The sequence below is a fragment of the Paraburkholderia sp. MM5477-R1 genome, assembly GCF_050436385.1.
Classification (GTDB): Bacteria; Pseudomonadota; Gammaproteobacteria; order Burkholderiales; family Burkholderiaceae; genus Paraburkholderia; species Paraburkholderia tuberum.
In genome coordinates this window covers 773,346-790,089 of record NZ_JBNDMC010000007.1, presented here as the reverse complement: position 1 = coordinate 790,089, position 16,744 = coordinate 773,346, and the positions used below count along the sequence as shown (strand labels likewise).

General features: G+C 64.8%; 14 protein-coding genes, 3 tRNA genes and 1 pseudogene. 9 read left to right on the top strand and 9 right to left on the bottom strand.

The features are described 5' to 3' along the window. The first annotated feature begins 80 nt into the window (after nt 1-80). A complete protein-coding gene (locus OKW35_RS32575; protein WP_429554219.1) occupies nt 81-1,916 on the top strand; it encodes an ABC transporter ATP-binding protein in 1,836 nt (611 codons plus the stop codon). An 89-nt stretch (nt 1,917-2,005) separates the two neighbouring features. On the opposite strand, the gene otsA is transcribed toward OKW35_RS32575, so the two are convergent. Beyond that, nucleotides 2,006-3,484: an alpha,alpha-trehalose-phosphate synthase (UDP-forming) gene (gene otsA, locus OKW35_RS32570; protein WP_429554218.1), complete on the bottom strand. Its 1,479-nt coding sequence runs from the start codon at nt 3,482-3,484 to the stop codon at nt 2,006-2,008. Nucleotides 3,485-3,537: 53 nt separating this feature from the next. Continuing rightward, nucleotides 3,538-4,287, bottom strand: a complete 750-nt coding sequence (gene otsB / locus OKW35_RS32565) for a trehalose-phosphatase (protein ID WP_429554217.1) — start codon at nt 4,285-4,287, stop codon at nt 3,538-3,540. A gap of 485 nt (nt 4,288-4,772) precedes the next feature. Between otsB and OKW35_RS32560 the strand changes: the two genes are divergently transcribed. The 3 genes from OKW35_RS32560 to OKW35_RS32550 are packed head-to-tail and all read left to right on the top strand — an operon-like array spanning nt 4,773 to nt 6,801. Next, a complete protein-coding gene (locus tag OKW35_RS32560) occupies nt 4,773-5,387 on the top strand; it encodes an SCO family protein (protein ID WP_429404940.1) in 615 nt (204 codons plus the stop codon). A gap of 28 nt (nt 5,388-5,415) precedes the next feature. Then, nucleotides 5,416-5,877 (top strand): copper chaperone PCu(A)C, encoded by a 462-nt coding sequence (locus OKW35_RS32555; protein ID WP_184061427.1) that lies wholly within the window; start codon nt 5,416-5,418, stop codon nt 5,875-5,877. 39 nt (nt 5,878-5,916) lie between these two features. Then, complete coding sequence (locus OKW35_RS32550; protein WP_187610821.1) at nt 5,917-6,801, top strand: cytochrome c oxidase assembly protein; 885 nt, start codon at nt 5,917-5,919, stop codon at nt 6,799-6,801. A gap of 11 nt (nt 6,802-6,812) precedes the next feature. Here the strand turns inward: OKW35_RS32550 and OKW35_RS32545 are convergent, their stop codons facing one another. Both OKW35_RS32545 and OKW35_RS32540 read right to left on the bottom strand, forming a co-directional pair. Further along, on the bottom strand, nt 6,813-7,313 hold the full coding sequence (locus OKW35_RS32545; protein WP_429489683.1) for a GNAT family N-acetyltransferase: 501 nt from the start codon (nt 7,311-7,313) through the stop codon (nt 6,813-6,815). Between the two features lie 139 nt (nt 7,314-7,452). Further along, nucleotides 7,453-7,980: pseudogene (locus tag OKW35_RS32540) on the bottom strand (TraB/GumN family protein); the annotation flags it as partial. 237 nt (nt 7,981-8,217) lie between these two features. On the opposite strand from OKW35_RS32540, the gene OKW35_RS32535 reads away from it, so the two are divergent. Continuing rightward, complete coding sequence (locus OKW35_RS32535) at nt 8,218-8,418, top strand: hypothetical protein (RefSeq protein WP_429355904.1); 201 nt, start codon at nt 8,218-8,220, stop codon at nt 8,416-8,418. 142 nt (nt 8,419-8,560) lie between these two features. Here the strand turns inward: OKW35_RS32535 and OKW35_RS32530 are convergent. The 5 genes from OKW35_RS32530 to uvrC form a co-directional block, all read right to left on the bottom strand. Beyond that, nucleotides 8,561-8,634 (bottom strand) — tRNA-Cys (locus OKW35_RS32530). A gap of 128 nt (nt 8,635-8,762) precedes the next feature. Next, nucleotides 8,763-8,838 (bottom strand) — tRNA-Gly (locus OKW35_RS32525). A 61-nt stretch (nt 8,839-8,899) separates the two neighbouring features. Continuing rightward, a tRNA-Gly gene (locus OKW35_RS32520) sits at nt 8,900-8,975 on the bottom strand. Between the two features lie 181 nt (nt 8,976-9,156). Continuing rightward, complete coding sequence (pgsA, locus tag OKW35_RS32515) at nt 9,157-9,750, bottom strand: CDP-diacylglycerol--glycerol-3-phosphate 3-phosphatidyltransferase (RefSeq protein ID WP_184061423.1); 594 nt, start codon at nt 9,748-9,750, stop codon at nt 9,157-9,159. Nucleotides 9,751-9,953: 203 nt separating this feature from the next. Next, nucleotides 9,954-12,185 carry an excinuclease ABC subunit UvrC gene (gene uvrC, locus OKW35_RS32510; RefSeq protein WP_429554216.1) on the bottom strand — a complete coding sequence of 744 codons (2,232 nt, stop codon included), beginning with the start codon at nt 12,183-12,185 and terminating at the stop codon, nt 9,954-9,956. Between the two features lie 270 nt (nt 12,186-12,455). On the opposite strand from uvrC, the gene earP reads away from it, so the two are divergent. The 4 genes from earP (at nt 12,456) to OKW35_RS32490 (ending at nt 16,654) form a co-directional block, all read left to right on the top strand. Next, nucleotides 12,456-13,649, top strand: coding sequence for an elongation factor P maturation arginine rhamnosyltransferase EarP (earP, locus tag OKW35_RS32505; RefSeq protein ID WP_429554215.1), 1,194 nt, complete (start codon nt 12,456-12,458; stop codon nt 13,647-13,649). A 395-nt stretch (nt 13,650-14,044) separates the two neighbouring features. Beyond that, nucleotides 14,045-14,602: an elongation factor P gene (gene efp, locus OKW35_RS32500; protein ID WP_094783325.1), complete on the top strand. Its 558-nt coding sequence runs from the start codon at nt 14,045-14,047 to the stop codon at nt 14,600-14,602. Between the two features lie 274 nt (nt 14,603-14,876). Further along, nucleotides 14,877-15,083 carry a CsbD family protein gene (locus OKW35_RS32495; RefSeq protein ID WP_090801149.1) on the top strand — a complete coding sequence of 69 codons (207 nt, stop codon included), beginning with the start codon at nt 14,877-14,879 and terminating at the stop codon, nt 15,081-15,083. Between the two features lie 188 nt (nt 15,084-15,271). Next, nucleotides 15,272-16,654, top strand: coding sequence for a sigma-54-dependent transcriptional regulator (locus OKW35_RS32490; RefSeq protein WP_429404926.1), 1,383 nt, complete (start codon nt 15,272-15,274; stop codon nt 16,652-16,654). The last annotated feature ends 90 nt before the right edge of the window (nt 16,655-16,744 follow it).

Sequence of the window (16,744 nt, the reverse complement as noted above, 5' to 3'; positions counted from 1 at the left end):
TCGGCTTCACGCAGAGCCATGCTTGTCCGTGTGGTCCGCGCATTGCATGCACAACCCGCAACACATCGATCTCAGCTCAATTGGAACACTTGACCATCGCCCAGCGTAACGCCCAGAACGCCAAGCTCGCGAGCTATGCGCACCGGCCACTTGCGTTTCTCTTCCGCTTTATCCGCCGCCATCCGCTCGCGCATGCGATCGTGTTGTGCAGCGTGTTTGCGGCCGTGGGCTGTGCACTCGCTTCGCAGTACGCGATCAAACATCTGATCGACGTGCTCGGCGGCGGCAGGCATCATCCGGGACCGCTGTGGGGCGCGTTCGCGATCCTCGTCGGCCTGATCGCTGCCGACAACCTGTTGTGGCGGATCGGCGGCTGGTTCGCCGCGCACACGTTCGTCGCCGTGACGGGCGATTTGCGGCGCGACCTGTTTCAGTACCTGAGCGGCCACTCGCCGACCTACTACGCCGAAAAGCAGCCCGGCATGCTGGCAAGCCGGATCACCGCGACCTCGAACGCCGTCTACACCGCCGAAAACACCACCGCGTGGAACGTGCTGCCGCCGTGCATCGCGGTGCTCGGCGCGATCGTGATGATCATCGCGGTGAACCCGCTGATGGCCGCCGGCCTGATGCTGTGCTCGGCGATCCTGTCGGTCGTGCTGTACAAGCTCGCGGGCCGCGGTTCCGCGCGTCACCATAATTTCGCGACCAAGGCGGCATCGGTCGACGGCGAGCTTGTCGACGTGATCAGCAATATGGGGCTCGTGCGCGCGTTCGGCATGACGTTCCGCGAACAGCACCGCTTTGCTTCGACGGTCAAGTCGGAAATGGACGCGCGCCAGCAAAGCCTGCTGTACCTGGAAAAGCTGCGTCTGCTGCACGCCGTGGTCACCGCGCTGCTGTCGGCCGGCCTGCTAGGCTGGGCGCTATGGCTGTGGGACCAGGGCCGCGCGACCTCGGGCGACATCGTGCTCGTCAGCTCGCTCGGCTTCACGATCCTGCACGGCACGCGCGACCTCGCCGTCGCGCTCGTCGACGTCACGCAGCACGTCGCGCGACTCGCAGAGGCCGTCCGCACGCTGCTCGAACCGCACGGCATGCCCGATCGCGACGACGCGACCGAACTCGTGCCGCAGGGCGGCCGCGTCACGTTCGACGGCGTCACGTTCGCCTATCCGCGCCGCCGGCCGATTCTCGATCACTTCGACCTCGATATCGAACCGGGTCAGCGCGTCGGGCTGATCGGCAAGTCGGGCGCCGGCAAATCGACCGTGCTCGCGCTGTTGCAGCGCTTCTACGAGACCCAGGGTGGCGCGATCAAGATCGACGGCCAGGACATCGCGTCGATTACCCAGGACAGCCTGCGCCACGCGATCGCGCTGGTGCCCCAGGACATCTCGCTGTTCCATCGCACGGTGTACGAGAACATCGCGTACGGCCGCCCGGACGCGAGCCGCGAGGAAGTGCTCGCCGCCGCGCGCGAGGCGCGTTGCGTGGACTTTATCGAAGCGATGCCGGAAGGCTACGACACGATCGTGGGCGACCGCGGCGTGAAGCTGTCGGGCGGTCAGCGCCAGCGCATCGCAATCGCGCGCGCGATTCTGAAAAACGCGCCGATCCTGCTGCTCGACGAAGCCACGTCCGCGCTCGACAGCGCGTCCGAGGAAGCGATCCAGAAGGCGCTCGACCGCCTGATGGTCGGCCGCACCGTGATCGCGATCGCGCACCGTCTGTCGACGCTGAACAACTTCGACCGGATCATCGTGATGAGCACCGGCAAGGTCATCGACGACGGCACGCCGGAAGAACTGCGCCAGCGTCCGGGCCTCTATCGCGACCTGCTCTCGAAGCAGTATGGCAAGGGCCAGACGCTGCATATCGGCGGCAAGAAGGTCGACGAACAGCACGTAGCCTGACGCACGCCTGGTCCACGCGCTGCGCATCGCTTGAAAAAAGCCGCTCCCTGGAGCGGCTTTTTGCTGTCTGGCTCGCGGCCCGGCTTGGCTTAGCCGGTCACGCTCTCGCGCGCCGCCCTCTTGCGCGCGGCGCCCGCCGCACCCGTGGCCGCGTGCGCTTTCCCGCTTCTGGCGCGCTTCGCGCCCTCGACGCTCTGCAGATCGCGCATGAAGTTATCGCGCCACACCGACACGTTGTTCTCGCGCAGTTGCGCCATCATGTCGCGATAGCGCCCCTGGCGCTCGGCGAGCGGCATGTCGAGCGCCCGCGCGAGCGCTTCGGCCATGCCGTCGATATCGACCGGATTGACGATCAGCGCGCCGTCGAGCTCCTGCGCCGCGCCCGCGAAGCGCGACAGCACCAGCACGCCGGGATGCTCCGGATCCTGCGCCGACACGTATTCCTTCGCAACGAGGTTCATGCCGTCGCGCAACGGCGTCACATAGCCGACGTGCGCGGTACGGAACAGCGCCGCCAGCACCGAGCGCTCGTACTGCTTGTGGATGTATAGGATCGGCGTCCAGTCCAGCTCGGCGAAACGTCCGTTGATCCGTCCCGACTCGCCTTCGAGCTGTAGCCGGATGTCTTGATACGCGTGCAGGTCGGCGCGCGTCGGCGGGGCGATCTGCAGGAACGACACCTTGTTGCGCTGCGCGGCCGTATGCTCGAGCAGGCGCTCGAACGCGCGGAATCGCTCGACCAGCCCCTTCGAATAATCGAGCCGGTCGACACTCATGATCAGCTTGCGCGAATGCAGCGTCGCCTTCATCGTGCGCACCGGCTTGCCGCGTTCGCCCGCCTTCGCGAGCTCGGCGATCTCGTCCGGATAGACGCCGATCGGATACGCAGAGGCGCGCAACGTGCGGCCGAACGCATGCACACTCAGCGGTCCTTTCGCCGACGCGTCGATCGAGCCGCCCGCCTCGTTGATCACGTAGTCGCAGAACGCGCGCAGATCGGGACCGGTCTGGAAGCCGAGCAGGTCGAACGAACACAGCGCCTCGACGAGCTCGCGATGCGGCGGCACCGTCAGCAGCACCTGCGCGGCCGGAAACGGAATGTGCAGAAAAAAACCGATGCGGTTCTTCACGCCTGCCGAGCGCAGCGCCTGAGCGAACGGAATCAGGTGATAGTCGTGCACCCAGATCACGTCGTCCTCGCGCAGGAGCGGCACGAGTTGCTGCGCGAGCCACGCGTTGACGCGGCAGTAGCCTTCGAAGTCGTGCCGGTCGTAATGCAGCAGGTCGGATCGATAGTGGAACGCGGGCCACAGCGTCGCGTTCGAGAAACCACGGTAGTACTGGTCGTAATCGCGGCGCATCAGCGGGACGGTCGCGAAGGTCACCGGACCGCGCTCCTCGAGCTTGATCTGCGGCTGGCCGGAGCTCAGCACGTCGCCGCTCCAGCCGAACCACATGCCGCCGGTCTCCTTCAGCGCGTCGTACACGCCGACCGCCAGACCGCCTGCCGCCGGACCGCCCTCCGAAATAGGCGCCACCCGGTTCGAAACAATGATCAGTCGGCTCATGAAGCGCGATTCCCGATGCAGTATGTTGTTTTCGTTGAACGGGGCCGCCGGCGTCATGCGCCGCGCGCCGCCGCGACGATGATTTCGAGCCAGTCGAGCAGTGACGACACCGATTCGACGCGCGTGTGCGCCATCGTTTCGCCCGCGCCGACCTTGATCGACAGACCGCCGCGCTCGTTGACGACCGCGAAGCCCTTCTCGTCGGTCAGATCGTCGCCGGCGAATATCGGCGTGCGGCCGGTGAACGGCAGCTCGTCGAGGAACGCGCGCGTCGCGCGGCCCTTGTCGACGTCCTTCGGCTTGATCTCGTAGACCATCTTGCCGGGCTGCAGCACGTAAGAAGCGGGGTAATCGGCGACGAGCCGCTCGGTCGCCTCGCGCGCGACCGGCTCGCGGTCCGGCGCGTTGCGGTAGTGCAGCGCGAGCGCCGCGCCCTTGATCTCGAGCAGCATGCCCGGATGTTCGTTGACGACCTGCGCGAGCACCTGCTCCATGCGCAACAGGCGCTCGTCGTGAAAGCCGATGCGCTGCGTGTCGCCATTCGCATCGCGCCGCTCGGCGCCGTGCAGACCCGCGACCGGCAGATCGGGCATGCCGAGAAAACTGTCGATGCTGTCGATGCCGCGCCCCGACACCACCGCGACCGCGCCATTCGTCAGACTGCGCAGTTCGCGCAGCAGGTCGATCACGCGCGGCTGCACCAGCACGCCGTCCGGTGTGGGGGCGAGTTCGACGAGCGTGCCATCGAAGTCGAAGAAAAATGCCGTCTCGCTCGGAGACAGAACAGCCGGAAGTGCTTGCATCGCCTGGGTTCGCCTTTCAGCCATCTATGGCCGGAAAAGTGTGCGCATCTTACCGCGCATCCGTCAATTTTTCGAGAAAGTAAGCTGGGACTCAAGCCCGATGGGCGCTCTATCCATCCGCTTCTGTCGATTGCGTTCAAAAGCGCAACGATCGGGCTTCAACCGGCTTTCAGCAAGCTGCGTCAATTGACCCGCAAATCGTGCGCCCGGCGCGCCGCGCGACGCTGGCGCCAATTTTGCGCTACAGTCGCTGCCACGCGGACCGTCGGCGTGATGGACATCATTGCACGCTCTCGCTCAATCGCGTGCCGCGCGCGAATCTTGCGCGGCATGATCGGGCGACGGTGCGGCCCCCTGCTCCATCGATTCGTGTTGCCTGCTCTTCAATCGAGTCATTGAACCCTGCTTTGTTCCCGATCCTGCCACCCCAGCGCCCGCGGCCGAACCTGTCCCGCTCACGACCCAAGCGACTCACGCACCGCTTGATGCACGGGTTGGCACGCCGGTTTGCGGCGGCAACTGCGCTGGGCACGCTGGTCGCGCTCGCCGCGCTGACCGGTTGCACACAGCGCGCCGAGCCGTGGCAGTTGACCAACGTGACCGGCCACCTGCCGGATCTGGACTTCACCTTGACCGACGACACCGGCCGTCCCGTCAACGCCGCGTCGTTCAGGGGCCGCACGTCGCTGGTCTACTTCGGCTACACGCATTGCCCGGACGTCTGTCCCGAAACGATGGGTCGTCTGATGCAGGTGCTCGGCAAGCTCGGTCCCGATGCGCAGAAAGTGCGCATTCTGTTCATCACCGTCGATCCCGCGCGCGACACGCCGCGGGCCTTGCACGACTATGTCGGCGCGTTCGACGCACAGCACGCCGAAGGGCTGAGCGGCACCGACTGGCAGATCGAGTCGCTGGCCAAGCGCTATCGTGTCGCTTATCAGATGGAAAAGCGCGACTCGAACGGCAACTACGAGGTCACGCACAGCTCCGCCGTCTATGTGTTCGACAGCCGGGGCCGCGCGCGCCTGCTCGCCACCGATCACGACACGCCCGATGCGATCGCGCAGGACCTGCGCCGCATCATCGATGACCAATCCTGATTCTTCTTTGATCCCACTCCATTCCATCATGACGATCAAGCTCAAACCAATCGCTTCCCTCGCCTGCGCGCTCGCGCTGTCACTCGGCGCCGCGTCGGCCGCGCAAGCGGCCGATGCTCACGCGATCAGCATCAAGGACGCGTGGGTGCGCTGGCTGCCGAACAACCTGCCCGCGGCCGGCTATGCGACGCTCGTCAACGCGAGCGACAAGCCGATCGACCTCGTCGATGTATCGAGCGACGACTACGGCGATGCGATGCTGCATCAAACCGTATCGAACGGTTCGACGCAGAAGATGGTGATGGTCGACAAGCTGTCGGTGCCCGCGCATGGCCAGGTCGCGATCGCGCCGGGCGGCTATCACGTGATGCTCGAGGACGCGAAGCACAAGGTCGCGCCGGGCGACACCGTGCGTCTGACGCTGAAGTTCTCCGACGGCGAAACAGTGAGCGCGCCGTTCGCGGTCAAGTCGCCGGGCCAGACCAGGTAAGCGGCACGACGGGCCGCCGCCACCGCACGCGCCATCGCCATGAACCTGCTCTACTGGCTCGATCCCTGGGAGTTTTCGCCGACCGTCGTGATCGCGTTGCTGATCCCCGCGATCCTGTTCGTGCGCGGCGCACGCAAGGCGCGGCTGTCGTTCGCGCGGCGTCTGTCATTCTGGTTCGGGCTGGTCGCGCTGTATGTCGTGCTGCATACGCGGCTCGATTATTTCTTCGAGCATGAATTCTTCATGCATCGCTTGCAGCATCTGGTGCTGCATCATCTCGGGCCGTTCTTCATTGCGCTGTCGTATCCGGGCGCGGCGTTGCGCGCGGGAATTCCGTTGCGCTGGCGACAGCGCTTCGTGCGGCCCGCGCTGCAAACACCGCTCGTGCGCACGGCGCTCGACGTCGTCATGCACCCGGTCGTCGCGGTCACGCTATTCGTCGGGCTGATCTATTTCTGGCTGCTGTCGCCGATCCATTTCGTCGCGATGCTCGACTGGCGGCTCTATCGCGTCATGAACTGGAGCATGGCGATCGACGGCCTGCTGTTCTGGTGGCTCGTACTCGATCCGCGTCCGGCGCCGCCCGCGCGTCTGTCTCCGGGCAAACGCGTGCTCGTCGTGATCGCGGCGATTCCGCCGCAGATCGTTCTCGGCGCATTCATCTTTTTTACGACGCACGAGCTGTATCCGATCTACTCGATCTGTGGCCGCGCGTTCACGTGGCTGAGCCCGATGCGCGATCAGCAGATCGGCGGGCTCCTGCTATGGATTCCGGGTTCGATGATGAGCGTGGTCGGCGCGCTGATCGCGCTGCGTCACTGGATGCGGCTGTCGTCTCGCGGACGCCTGCGCGCCGAGCGGCATGCAAAAGCGGCGCGCGGGCTCACGCATGCGGCGTCGACGACCACGAACGTGCCCCGCTGACCCGTTCGCGTTCACAGCGCGCGCATCCACACATGCGGGATGCCGTCTTCGTCGTGAATTTCCGAGATCGGCATGAAGCCGAACGCACCGTAAAAACCTTGCAGATGCGCCTGCGCGTGCAGACGGATCGGCGTATCGGGCCACTGCGCACGGATTTGCGCGAGCGAGCGTTCGAGCATCGCATTGCCGAGACCGATGCCGCGAAACGGCGCGGTCGTCAACACCCGGCCGATGCGCACATCGGCATCCGCCGCATCGGGCAACAACACGCGCAGATAGCCGGCCAACGGCGGCAGCGCCGCACCGCCGCCGGTGCCATACGCAAGCAGATGCCAGGCTTCGACGTCGAGCCCATCGATATCGCCATACACGCAGTTCTGTTCGACGACGAACACCGCGCTGCGGGCGGCCAGCATCTCATAGACTTCGACGCTCGTGAGGTTCCCGAACGGCTTCCAGCGCCATTCGAGCTGGGCGAGCCGCGCGGCGGCGGTGTGTTGCGGTTCAGTCATCGGTAGCTTTCAGGGTCAATGCGCGACAGCGCGGGCAACGATCCGCAATTATGCCGCGCGCCTCGTCATCGAGCATGCGCAGGCCTGGCATCCGGGCGGTCGACACGGCTGTCTTCAGTCGCGAAAGCCGCGCACGCGTTCAGAACACCGCTTGCACGGGTCGCGCGAGACAGTCGAGGAGATTGCCGGGGCCGCATAGATGCAGCGCGCCGACGACCACCAGCGTGCGCTCGCGAACGTCCAGCAACTCGCTCAGCCGCGCGGCCCACGCGCGATTGCGCACGTCGAGAATCGCCAGACGGATGCCGGCCAGATTGAACATCGGCGCTTCGACGGCGATTTGCTGTATCGCGTGCAGATCGCCCTCCAGCCACGCCGCGTGCATCCGCTCGAGCGTGCGCTGCGGTTCGCCGCGGTCGGCCATCAGCATGTCGAGCGCCGCGGCAATGGCTTCGAGCGGAATCGATTCGAGCGCGACTGCGACGTCCCGCGCGGACTCGAGATAGCGATACGGCTTCGCCTGCGCGAGCGCCGAGCGCAACATGCGCGGCTCGACACCCTCGACGACCTGCTGCAGCAGCGTCGGCGCGACGATCAGCGCGGCCCACGGACGCAGTGTTTCAAGCGGCGCGAGCAGGCCATCGGTCGGCCACAGCGCCTGCAGTTGCCTCTAGGCGACGCCGTCCGAACTCTTCACGAATAGCGCGTTGGGCCTGATCACGAATACGATCAACGGGCAATCGCTGTATAGCCCGCAGGCAAACTGGCAAGCAGGCGCTGCCTACATCAAGGTGGTGCGGCAAATGGTCGGAGACGAGTTGTACACCTACGACTGCATCTCACCGGCTACGACAGGCAGTAGTCCGACGCCCTGCTCGTCACGTTGCAAGGCGTTCGCGCATGGGTGGCCAACAGCGTGCTCGGGGGTAGCACGACCGACTATCGCGTGTATTACCAGAACAACGGCGGCATCTACGCGGGTTACATGATCAGGAGCGGCACAACGATGCAAATAGCACCGCTCGGAGGCGGTACGCCGCAAGAGCACTACTGCTTCCTGAACACCGCTGCCGTGCAGTCAATCAAATCCGCGCTCAATTTCTGATCGATTCGGAGGAACGTCTGCGGCACGCAGTCGGATCGACCGCTCCGCTCACATTGATGACGACGATCGACAAGGCTGGCGAAGAGAGAAACAGAAAAAGAAAAGCCCCGACAAGTCGGGGCTTTCGCTTTACATCAAAGACTGGAGGCGCGAGCCGGAGTCGAACCGGCCTAAACGGCTTTGCAGGCCGCTGCATAACCGCTTTGCTATCGCGCCACAAGCGGACTGGAACCTGGACACGGGTTCGCAGATTTATCTGGTGATAACCAGAAGAACCGAAGCTCTGGAAGTTCAGAACGAGCGGCCTTCCAAACAAAAAGGGAAGCGCTGCTTCCCCTGATGTATGGAGCGGGAGACGAGGCTCGAACTCGCGACCTCAACCTTGGCAAGGTTGCGCTCTACCAACTGAGCTACTCCCGCATTGAACTGCTTCACCGCGCTGCCTTTTTTACTTCGCCAAACAACGCGATGCTTCGAATATTGGAGCGGGAAACGAGGCTCGAACTCGCGACCTCAACCTTGGCAAGGTTGCGCTCTACCAACTGAGCTATTCCCGCGTTGTGCTGCATTTACTGCGTCTCCGGTGTTTCGCGTTGCGTGCATCGGAGAAACGAAATTATGGAGAATCGACTGAAACGTGTCAACCCCTTTGCCCGTCTGTGTTAAAGAAAATATTTCTCTCGTAGTAGTGCGGGGTTCGAACACACTTTTGCGCCCCGTGCTCTTCTATTCACACCGTCACGCAATGCCGCCGCGCTCGCGAATCTGCGGCCACGCGAGCTTCATGTAGTACAGCATCGACCAGATCGTCAGGAACGCAGCCAGATAGATCAGCCACAGGCCCCACACGCGCGTGTCGACCGTCACGCCGCCACCGAGCGGCAGCGGGCCATAGAACAGCAGCATCGGAATCGCGACCATCTGGCAAGCGGTCTTGAACTTGCCGAGCGAGTTCACCGCGACGCTCTTCGACGCACCGATCTGCGCCATCCATTCGCGTAGCGCCGAGATCGCGATTTCACGTCCGACGATCACGAGCGCGATCGCGGAATCGATCCGCGTGAGTTGGACGAGCACGAGCAGCGCCGCGGTCACCATCAGCTTGTCGGCGACCGGATCGAGAAACGCGCCGAATGCCGAGGTCTGATTCCATTTGCGGGCCAGAAAGCCGTCGAACCAGTCGGTGAGCGCCGCCAGGATGAAGATCGTCGCGGCCGCGAGATTGCGGTGCGCGAGGCTCATCATCATGTCGGGCAAATAGAACACACCGACGACGAGCGGAATCAGCACGATCCGCAGCCAGGTCAGGAATATCGGGAAATTAAACGGCATGGGGCAGGCGCAGCGTCTGACGAGTGAGTTGCAATTGTGCCGTGTCACAGGGTCTGCCACAAGCAAGCGCGCCCAGGCATGGCCGCGCGGGGGCGGCAAGCGAGCCGCCCCCGGCGCGTCGTTCGCAGCCAGCGCATCCGCAGCGCGACGCCGCGGGTCCGATGAACCGTCGTTCCGATCACAGCCCGGCGTGGCCCGCCAATTCAATGCAGTTGCCGGTAGATCTGCTCGGCGAGCGCCTGCGAAATGCCTTCGACGCTCGCGAGATCCTCGACGCTCGCGGCCACCACGCCGCGCAAGCCGCCAAAGCGCGCCAGCAGGCGCTGACGCCGCTTCGCCCCTACGCCTTCGAGTTCTTCGAGCCGCGAGGTCTGGCGCGTCTTGCCGCGTTTGGCGCGCATGCCGGTGATCGCGAAACGATGCGCTTCGTCGCGGATCTGCGCGACCAGCATCAGCGCGGCGCTTTCCTTGCCGAGTTCGAGCGGCGTGCGGCCGTCCGCGAAAATCAGCGTCTCGAGACCGACCTTGCGCCCCTCGCCCTTCGCGACGCCGACGAGCATGCCAGTATCGAGCCCCAACTCCGTGAACACCTGCCGCGCGATCTCCACCTGCCCCTTGCCGCCGTCGATCAGCACGATGGTCGGCAGCACGCCGCCGGCCGCGGCCGGCTCGGCGGCATCGGCGGCGAGCGCGGGATCGGCGGCCGCGTCACTTTGCGATTCGGCGGCTTCGTCGCTCGCATTCGCGGCGGCCTGCGCGACCATCTTTTCGTAGCGGCGCGTGAGCACCTGGCGCATCGCCGCGTAATCGTCACCGGGCGTGATGCCGGCGATGTTGTAGCGGCGATACTCGGACGACTGCATCTTGTGGTGGTGATAGACGACGCAGGACGCCTGCGTCGCCTCGCCCATCGTGTGACTGATGTCGAAGCATTCGATGCGCAGATGCGCGAGGTCGTCGCACTCCATGCCGAGCGTGTCGGTCAACGCGCGCGTGCGCGCCTGCTGCGAGCCCTGCTCGGAGAGCAGGCGCGCGAGCGCGAGCCGCGCGTTCTGCTCGGCCATCGCGAGCCACGCGCGCCGCTGTCCTTGCGGTTGACGCAGTACGGTCACCTTGTGGCCCGCCTGCTCGATCAGCACGTCGACGAGTTCGCGCGCCGGCGCGTGGCTGACCACCAGCACCGGCGGCACGCGATTGCCGAGGTAATGCTGCGCGATGAACGCTTCGAGCACTTCGGATTCGATGCCGCCTGGCGCGCGGCTTTTGCGGCGCTTCGCCGCGCGGCCGGACTCTGCGTTCCCGTCGGTGCCTTCGTCCGCGCCTTCGTCGCTGACGGCGTCCGGGGTCGCTTCGGCAGCCTCGTCGATCGCGTCTTCTTCACTACCATCGGCGTCCTCGTCTTCCGACGGCATGTCCTGAGCGATCGCGAGCGCATCGGCCGAGGCGCTCGCCGCCGCGGCCGATGGCGCGACCGCTCGCGCATCCGCCGATGCATCGTCCTGATCGCCGTCTTCTTCGAGCCCGCCTTCCTCCGCCGTCAACGCGCTCTCCACGTGCGTGGGAAAGTACGCCTTGTCGCCGAGATGTCGTCCGCCGCGCACCATCGCGAGATTCACGCACACGCGGCCGCCCAGCGCGACTACCGCGAGAATGTCGACGTCGCTGTCGCTGCCGACTTCGATTGCCTGCTGATGCAGCACCGTCGACAGCGAACTCATCTGGTTGCGCACCGCCGCGGCCTGCTCGAACTTCAGCTCGCTCGCGAACGCATGCATCTTCTGCTCGAGCTCCTTCATCACCTCGCCCTGACGGCCGAGCAGAAAGCGCGACGCGTTGGCGACGTCGCGCGCGTAATCCTCCTCGCTGATGTTCGCGACGCACGGCGCCGTGCAACGGCCGATCTGATGCAGCAGACACGGCCGCGTGCGGTTGTTGAACACCGAGTCTTCGCAGGTGCGCAGCTGGAACACGCGCTGCAGGATCTGGATGCTCTCGCGCACCGCCCACGCGCTCGGGAACGGGCCGAAGTACTGGTTCTTGCGATCGACCGAGCCGCGGTAATAGGCCATGCGCGGAAACTTGTGGCCGGTCAGCTTCAGATAGGGATACGACTTGTCGTCGCGAAACAGGATGTTGTAACGCGGCGTGAGCGCCTTGATCAGGTTGTTTTCGAGCAGCAGCGCCTCGGCCTCGGAACGCGTGACCGTGGTCTCGATGCGCGCGATGCGCGTGACCATCATCGCGATACGCGGCGACAGCTGTGTCTTCGTAAAGTAGCTCGATACGCGCTTCTTCAGATCGCGCGCCTTGCCGACGTAGAGCACCGCGCCACTCGTGTCGTAATAGCGGTAGACGCCGGGCAGATGCGGCAGTTGGGCGAGCACTGTTTTCGGCTCGAAGGTGTCGGGGGCGTCGCTGGCTTCGGGTTCGGTCATGCGGGATCGATTGGGGTGGGACTGTCTCGCGCTGCCTCGCCGCTTGCACCGGTTGCACCGGTTGCACCGATTGCACTGATTGCGCCGATTGCGCCGCCGGGTGCCCGGCATCGTTCGCCGGGCGTCATGTCGCGCGTCGCCGATGCGGCCCGCATGGCGGACAAAGGGCGCGCGCGATCGCGAGCGAGGCTTTAGAATCGCCAGTTTAGAACATTCCGCATTCGTTCGAACCGCTCCGTTCGCCGGAGTCACCGAGCCAGCCGAGCCGCCATGTCCTCCGTCGCGCCCGATTCCGGATCACCCGCCGCCCCTGCCAACCCGATCGCCTGCGATATCTTCTGCGCGGTGATCGACAACTTCGGCGACATCGGCGTGTGCTGGCGCCTTGCGCGCCAACTCGCGCGCGAGCACGGCTGGCAGGTGCGCGTGTTCGTCGACGATCTGCATGCGTTCAGGAGGCTGTGCCCGTCGCTCGAGCTGGAGCGTGCCCGGCAGACGCTCGACGGCATCGTCGTCGAGCATTGGCACGAGCCGTCTCATGCTGGCGATACGCTCGAAGTCGCCGACGTCGTGATCGAGGCGTTCGCCTGCGAACTGCCGCCCGTCTATATCGCGGCGATGGCAGAGCGAGCGAGCGTGCCGCTCTGGTTCAACCTCGAATATCTGAGCGCCGAGGACTGGATCGCCGATTTTCATCTGCGGCCGTCGCCGCATCCGCGCTACGCACTCAGCAAGACCTTCTTTTTCCCCGGACTCGGCCCCGGCACCGGTGGCGTCCTGAAGGAGCGAGATCTCGACGCGGCGCGCGCCGCGTTCGAAGCATCGCCCGCCGCGCGCACCGACTGGTGGCGCAACGTCACGGGCCACGCGCCGCCGCCCGCCGACGCGACGGTCGTGTCGCTGTTCGCCTACGAAAACCCGGCCGTCGACAGCCTGCTCGAACAATGGCGCGACAACGCAAGCCCGATCGTGCTGCTGGTGCCCGAAGGACGCATTTCCGGCGCGCTGGCGCGTTTTTTCGGCCTACCTTCGTTTGCAGCGGGCACCCATGCGACGCTCGGCAACCTCAGCGCGCACGCGCTCGCGTTCACCGAACAGCCTGGCTACGACGCACTGCTCTGGGCGAGCGACGTCAATTTCGTCCGCGGCGAGGACTCGTTCGTGCGCGCGCAGTGGGCCGCCAAGCCGTTCGTCTGGCACATCTACCCGCAGGCCGACGACGCCCATCTGCCAAAGCTCGACGCCGCACTTGCGCACTACACCCGCACGCTCCCAGCTGACGCGCGCGCCGCGCTCGAGCGCTTCTGGCACGCGTGGAACGGCGCTGGTCAGCCGGACTGGGCGGAATTCCAGCGCCACTATCCGGCCCTGAAACGGCGCGCCGCCGGCTGGGCGGTCGAACTCGCGCAAGTCGGCGATCTCGCCGGAAATCTGACCTCGTTCGCAAAAACTCAGTTAAAATAAGCGGTTATCCAACGGCCGACGACGCAAGCGCGGCCCGATTAGACCAACTATCCCATGGTCAGCCCGTCTGACCGGTCCCCTCGAAAAACACAGCACGCGTCCCAATCTTCCGGTCGGGCACGCGAATGTCAAAAAAGGGACGTATGTTTGGGCGTGTTGCAGATCGGCGCCACTCGTGTACACGCCCGAACAGGGTAAAAATCAGGTAACGGACAGGTGGAACGCCGAGGCATCACGCCCCCGGGTTTTCACCGCGAGCCGATCCCGTTTCACGCATCCGGGCTGCGCGGCCGCTTCACGCGGCGCGCGGCAGGCGGTGGGCGAAACGCCGAAGCCGCTTGCGCCGTATGCCGTTGAGCAACAGTTAAGCTATCTATCTCGTACAGGACAGTTTTATGAAGACCGCACAGGAACTCCGCACCGGCAACGTCGTGATGATCGGCGCAGACGCAATGGTCGTGCAAAAGGCCGAATACAACAAATCGGGCCGTAACTCCGCCGTCGTCAAGATGAAGTTCAAGAACCTGCTGACCGGCGCAGGCATGGAATCCGTGTACAAGGCGGACGACAAGTTCGACGTCGTCGTGCTCGAGCGCAAGGAAGTGACGTACTCGTACTTCGCCGACCCGATGTACGTGTTCATGGACGCCGACTACAACCAGTACGAAGTCGAAGCCGAAATGATGGGCGACGCGATGCACTACCTCGAAGACGGCATGGCTTGCGAAGTCGTGTTCTACAACGAGAAGGCGATCTCGGTCGAACTGCCGACCACGCTGGTTCGCGAAATCATCTACACGGAACCGGCCGTCAAGGGCGATACGTCGTCGGGCAAGGTGCTGAAGAACGCCAAGCTGAACACCGGCTTCGAACTGCAAGTGCCGCTCTTCTGCAACATCGGCGACAAGATCGAAATCGACACGCGTACGCACGAATACCGCAGCCGCGCCTAAGCGCCCCGCCTGCGTCACCCGCCAGCGCCGGCGCCCTGCCGGCCTGCACAAAAAGCGCTCAATTTTTGGGCGCTTTTTCTTTTCTGTCGCGCCGTGTATGGTTTAGGAAAACTTTACCGGCAAATTTCTCAAAATTACCATCGCGACATCCGGATTTCGCGTTGGGCGCGCGGCAAGCCCTTGATCGATTTCATCCACGCTCTTTGGCACGATCTCTGCTAGGTGGAGAGAGTTACGCGAGTATCGCTCATTTTCCACTGCTGGGAGAGGCACCATGAACAACGACATCGCTGAAGGTAAATGGAGACAGATGATCGGCAAGGCGAAGACCGCATGGGGCGAACTGACGGACGACGAGTTGACCAAGGCCGAAGGCCGGGCCGACAAGCTCGCTGGTCTGATTCAGGAACGCTATGGCAAAACCCGTGAACAGGCGGAACTCGAAGTGCGCCGGTTTTTCGATAGCAACCGGGATTTCTGACAGGACCAGTGAAGGAACTACAGGCGCCGGCCCGCGTGACTCAAGGCGCAGTGCCGGCGGCTGTCGTTTTTTCATCGCCCAGGGACCGTTCGTTTAGCCCTGTCATCGAGCCCCCAGAGTCCGCGGTGCGCGCCATCAGCGTTGGCGGCGCACCGGGCATTCAACCCATTCATAAAATTGCGCTCGCCATGCCACACGCCCTGATTGTTGAAGACGATCCCAATAGCCTGTCCGGCCTGTCGGCAATCCTCGCCGCCGACGGCTTTTCAGTCGACACCGCGACCACGCTCGCCGAGGCCCGCGGCGCATTGACGCGCTTCATCCCCGACGTCGTGCTCGTCGACCTGAATCTGCCGGACGGCAGCGGCCTCGATCTGTTGCAGCATCTGCCCGCGCATCCGCCGGGCGGCGCGCTTCCGGTGATCGTGATGACCGGCAATGCGACCGTCGAGAGTGCGATCGAGGGCTTGCGGCACGGTATCTGGGACTATCTGCTGAAGCCGGTCAACATTCCGCGCCTGCGCAGCCTGCTCGCGCGCATTCCGCGGCCTTATGAGCTGACCGAGGAGGTCCAGGCGCTGCGCGCGGCGCTGCGTCAGCTTGGGCGCTTCGGCTCGATGCTCGGTCGCAGCGGCGCCATTCAGCACGTGTACGACACGATCGAGCGTCTCGCGCCGACAGAAGCCGCGGTGCTGATCTCCGGCGAGGCTGGCACCGGCAAGCAGATCGCCGCGCGCACGCTGCACGACATGAGCCGCCGCCGCAAGGGCCCGTTCGTCACGTTCGATTGCCGCGGCGCGACCGCGGGCGGGCTCAATCGCTCGCTCGACAGCATGCTGCTCGGTCACGAACGCGGAGCGTTCGGCGGCGCCGAGCAGCGCGAGCCGGGCCTCTTCGAACAGGCGAGCGGCGGCACGTTGTTCATCAACGAAATCACCGAGCTGCCGCGCACGCAGCAGGAAGCGCTGTTGCGCGCGCTCGATTCGCAGACCTTCATGCGCGTGGGCGGTACCAGCCAGATCGTGACCGACTTCCGGCTCATCGCGTCGACGCGCAAGTCGCCGCGCGCGGCGGTCGCGGACGGCTCGCTGCATCAGGACCTCTCGCTGCGCCTCGAAGCCGCCGCGGTCATGCTGCCACCGCTGCGCGAGCGTGGTGAAGATCCGCTGCTGATTGCGCAGGCAGCCGTCGACGAACTGAATGTGGAAGCGACCGCGCGCGGTACGGCCGAGGTCGCGAAGCAGGCGGCGCCGAATTTCCTGCGCGAATGCCTCGCGTACGACTGGCCGGGCAACGTGCGCGAACTGCAGGAGCGCGTGCGGCGCGCTTATCAGGCATCGGGCGACGTGATCGAGTCGTTGCGCGCCGACGAAGCCAGCACGGCGAACGGCCGCGATCTGAACGGCAGTCGCGTGCAGGTGACCGTCGGTACGCCCCTCGCGGACGTCGAAGAAATGCTGATCCGCGCGACGCTCGACGCGGTCGGCGGCACGCGGCATCGAGCGGCGTCGTTGCTGGGAATCAGCCCGAAGACGCTGTACAACAAGTTGCAGCGCATGCGCTTGAACTGAGCGATCGGATCGCGCGTGCTGCGGTTGTCAAGCAAAGCTTGACGGCGGCTCGCACCGTTCGAAGCTGATAAAAAATGGCGCCTTGAATTG

Coding starts and splice junctions, on each gene's coding strand:
- OKW35_RS32490 (WP_429404926.1), top strand. CDS start 15,272: ATGCCACACGCCCTGATTGTTGAAGACGATCCCAATAGCCTGTCCGGC.
- uvrC (WP_429554216.1), bottom strand. CDS start 12,185: ATGACCGAACCCGAAGCCAGCGACGCCCCCGACACCTTCGAGCCGAAA.
- earP (WP_429554215.1), top strand. CDS start 12,456: ATGTCCTCCGTCGCGCCCGATTCCGGATCACCCGCCGCCCCTGCCAAC.
- otsA (WP_429554218.1), bottom strand. CDS start 3,484: ATGAGCCGACTGATCATTGTTTCGAACCGGGTGGCGCCTATTTCGGAG.
- OKW35_RS32560 (WP_429404940.1), top strand. CDS start 4,773: ATGCACGGGTTGGCACGCCGGTTTGCGGCGGCAACTGCGCTGGGCACG.
- pgsA (WP_184061423.1), bottom strand. CDS start 9,750: ATGCCGTTTAATTTCCCGATATTCCTGACCTGGCTGCGGATCGTGCTG.
- OKW35_RS32495 (WP_090801149.1), top strand. CDS start 14,877: ATGAACAACGACATCGCTGAAGGTAAATGGAGACAGATGATCGGCAAG.
- OKW35_RS32545 (WP_429489683.1), bottom strand. CDS start 7,313: ATGACTGAACCGCAACACACCGCCGCCGCGCGGCTCGCCCAGCTCGAA.
- efp (WP_094783325.1), top strand. CDS start 14,045: ATGAAGACCGCACAGGAACTCCGCACCGGCAACGTCGTGATGATCGGC.
- OKW35_RS32550 (WP_187610821.1), top strand. CDS start 5,917: ATGAACCTGCTCTACTGGCTCGATCCCTGGGAGTTTTCGCCGACCGTC.
- OKW35_RS32555 (WP_184061427.1), top strand. CDS start 5,416: ATGACGATCAAGCTCAAACCAATCGCTTCCCTCGCCTGCGCGCTCGCG.
- otsB (WP_429554217.1), bottom strand. CDS start 4,287: ATGCAAGCACTTCCGGCTGTTCTGTCTCCGAGCGAGACGGCATTTTTC.